The organism is Pleurocapsa sp. CCALA 161 (assembly GCF_003003995.1).
GTDB lineage: Bacteria > Cyanobacteriota > Cyanobacteriia > Cyanobacteriales > Xenococcaceae > Waterburya.
Genome location: NZ_PVWF01000228.1, coordinates 1 through 3,794 on the forward strand (window position 1 = coordinate 1; position 3,794 = coordinate 3,794).

Genomic DNA, 3,794 nt, shown 5'->3' on the forward strand with positions numbered 1-3,794 from the left:
GGTTGAGTTGTAGCACTTTGGTATCGATCCTAATATTGCCCCCTGATCCATCTTGCGTGGTGGCAGATAAAGCCCCTCTATTAGCTAATAGAACTGAGTTGCTAACTACATCGATACTGCCTGCATCGCTCAAATTATTACTCTGTACGTCTATAATTGCGCCATCGCGGACTGTTAAATTGGGAGTAGTAATGCTGATATTGCCTGAAGCACCCGTAATTTGCTCAGGTGACACAACACCTTTAGAAGAGGCAAATAAACCACCTCTAGCTATGCCTGTTGTGCTGGTGAAACCCAATAGCTCAACTGAGTCAGCAGCATTAATTGTCAGCTTTCCCCCATCACCTGAGTTTAAAGTAGACGAACTAAAATTTGCCCCATCGCGGACGAAGAGTCTACCAGTATTAATAGTTAAATTTCCCCCATCAGCAGGACTATAGGTAGAGGAATTAATCCCCGCACTAGTGCTTACAGATAGCTGTTGATTCTCAGTATCAAACACAATTCCTGATGCTTCAATACTTTCCTTAGCTTGGATCTGAATATCTCCCCCTAAACCACCAAAGGGAATGACCGTATCATCTGGGAGTACTGCCCCTGAATTACTAGCAATGACGGCATCTGATAATTTTATGGTATTGGCACTGATACTAATATCGCCACCCTCCCCTGTGCCTAAAGTGGTATTGGTAAACAATCCCGTGCCAGTGATGCTTTCTGGGAGACTACGGCTCAAATCAATTGAGTCAGCAATTACTGTTATATTACCTCCTGAAACATTACCAAAAGTTGCATTAATTACCATTGCCCCATCACTGACTTTTAAGCGATCGCTGGTTAGATTAATATTGCCAAGAGAAGCGGTGGCTAAACTGTCTACCCCTCCGCCATTCTGGATCGCGGACTTACTCAGATTGATATCCTGGGCAGTGACGTTAATATTTCCGCCCTGTCCAGCAGTATAGACAGGAGTAAAAATAATTGCCCCGTCTGTTAAATTTAAAGAATTAGTATCAATCGTAATGTCTCCTGCTGTACCAGTAGTAGCAGTACCCGCAAAAATGCCTGTGAGCCGACTCCCTGGTCGTAAAGTTCCTTGAAGAACATCAAGGCGGTACTTTTGTTGAAATTCTAAAAATCCCGCACCATTGAGATTAATTTCTTGCGCGGTAATTTTGATCTCTCCAGCACTGCCCGCACCAAAGATACTGTTATCAATAAACGAACGCGGATTAATATCTAGCTTGCCTGTGGTGATGTCAATCGAACCACCCTGAGCGTTAGCACCTGCTCTCACGTTATTAGAGATTTGCGAACTATTTTCCCCCAGCGCTGCTGTTCCAGATAAGGCTAGAGATTCTGAGGCATTAACTACAATATTTCCCCCTGGAGCATTGGCTAGGGTTTGAGCAGCAATTTGCGATCGCTCTAAAACAATCTTGCTTCCCTGTACCTGAATTCCTCCTGTGGAGTTAGCAGATATGTTTGGGTTGAGTAAAGCAGAACCGTCTAATAGCTGTAGTTCCCCAAACTGACTTACTGATTCATATCCTAACTCCCATCCCGCAGCAATTTCGCTAATGCTCACCTGTCCTGAACCAACACTACCTAGCTCAATTCTGCCAGATTCGGCTGTTACTACCCCACCATCAAAAGTAATGCCGTTACCCACTAAAGCAAAGGTATGACCTGGAGATATTTCTAGTCCCTGAGTAGGTGCTGTTCCAGACACTTCGATTGCTGCTGAATCTTGTCCCAACTGTAAGCCAACTGGGGCGGTAATAGTCAATAAAGGTTGGGTATTTAGATTCGTATTAAATACAGTACCGTCGGCAAATACTACGCTGTTGGCAGTACTACCCAAAAATGACCCCCCAATGTCTAACCTGGCGTTACTACCCAAAGTGATCCCGTTGGCATTGATCAGGATTAAATTAGCATCTCCATTAGCCCGAATTAGACCATCGATATTTGAACTACTGCTGCCTGTAACGCGACCAATAATATTGCTAATCTCAGCACTATTGTTAAAATAAGCTGTGTTGCCAGTTTCAACGGAAAATTCTTGAAAACTATGAAACAAGTTGCTATTTGCGCGAGTACCCCCAGTAATTTCCGTGACGTTATTCTCAGTCCTAGTTTCCGTGCCAAGACTACCATCGGGTGTAACTTGGGCTGATAGAGGATAACTAACCAAACACCAACCCATTAAGCTGCCGAAAAATCCAGCACAATGGAATTTGCTGCGCTCATTTGTTACCCAAGCTGTCACTTGAGAATCATTGCTCCAAAATTTAGTCATCTTTGCACTTTGAGGAACTCAACAATAGCTTTGTTACCGAATTATCATGCTTTGTCATTATACAGAGCAAAAGTGGCACAAGATTAAATAAATTTGGTCGTTATAGCCTAATTAGCGAAAAACCTGGAGCTTTTTTATTAATCGAAAACTACAGTTAGTTTAGCGATGCTCGCTAGCAATCACTTGATGAAAATATTTATTAGTACAGGGGAAGTTTCTGGAGATTTACAGGGTTCGATGTTGGTTAAATCCTTATATCAAACCGCTGCTCAACGCCAAATCGACTTAAAGATTGCAGGTTTAGGTGGCGATCGCATGAAGTCAGCAGGAGCGCAAATCATAGCGGATACAGCAGCCATTGGTTCGATGGGTTTTATTGAAGCGATTCCCTTTATTCTACCCACTGTTAAGATTCAAAGATTGACCAAAAAATATCTCCAGGAAAACATTCCTGATGTCTTGGTCTTAATCGATTATCCTGCCTCTAATTTGGCTTTGGCTAGCTATGTCAAACAGCACCTGCCTCAGATCTGCGTCGTCTATTATATTGCCCCCCAAGATTGGGCCGTACCGATGTTAAATAACGCTGGTAAAATCGCCAAGGTGGTAGACAAACTGCTGGCAATCTTTCCTGGGGAATATGAGTATTTTAAAACCAAAAATATCGATGCTGTTTTAGTCGGTCATCCTCTCCTAGATAGAATGGAACATGCCCCAACCAAAGAACAGGCGCGTTTAAACCTAGGATTAGAATTGTCACATACGATTGTGACAATTCTACCCGCTTCTCGCCAGCAAGAAATCAAGTACTTACTCCCCGCGATGTGCGCTGCTGCCCAACAAATTCTCAAGCAGATGCCCGAAGTTAAATTTTTAATTCCTGTATCTTTAGCTAGCTACCACTCAGCAATTACCTCAACAGTGGCTGAATATAACCTACCTGTACAAATTCTCGATGGCAACACCCTAGATGCGATCGCTGCTGCTAATTTGGCGATCGCTAAATCAGGTACGGTCAACCTCGAAATTGCGTTGTTAAACATTCCCCAGGTAGTTATCTATCGCATTAATCCCCTTACTGCTTGGATCGGGCGTAGGATTGGTTTTGAAGTTCCTTTGATGTCTCCACCCAACTTGGTTATGGAGCGCATGGTAGTACCTGAATTGCAGCAGGAAGCAGTTACTGCGGAGAACATTACCACCGAAGCTATGAAACTCTTATCAAACTCCACTATCCAAGCCGAAATTAGCGCAGGTTATCAAGAAATGCGATCTCGTCTGGGAACAGTAGGAGTATGCGATCGAGTTGCTATAGAAATATTTCAGTTGATTGAAAAAACCAAGTGACACCTAATATATATAGCCGTACAAAGTTAGATGAGGACAAGTTTAGTTAACTGTTCGTAGGTAGTAGGTAGTAGTTAGTAGGTAGTAGGTAGTAGGTAGTAGGTAGTAGGTAGTAGGTAGTAGGTAGTAGGTAGTAGGTAGTAGG

The 3,794-nt window shown here is 43.1% G+C and carries 2 protein-coding genes; one reads left to right on the plus strand and one right to left on the minus strand.

Features of this window, described 5'->3' with window-relative positions; translation table 11 throughout:
* Nucleotides 1-2,302, minus strand: a 2,302-nt coding sequence (locus C7B62_RS24955) for a filamentous hemagglutinin N-terminal domain-containing protein (protein ID WP_106244165.1), incomplete at its 3' end; no start/stop codon positions are given.
* Between the two features lie 186 nt (nucleotides 2,303-2,488).
* Between C7B62_RS24955 and lpxB the strand changes: the two genes are divergently transcribed.
* A complete protein-coding gene (gene lpxB / locus C7B62_RS24960; protein WP_106244168.1) occupies nucleotides 2,489-3,649 on the plus strand; it encodes a lipid-A-disaccharide synthase in 1,161 nt (386 codons plus the stop codon).
* The last annotated feature ends 145 nt before the right edge of the window (nucleotides 3,650-3,794 follow it).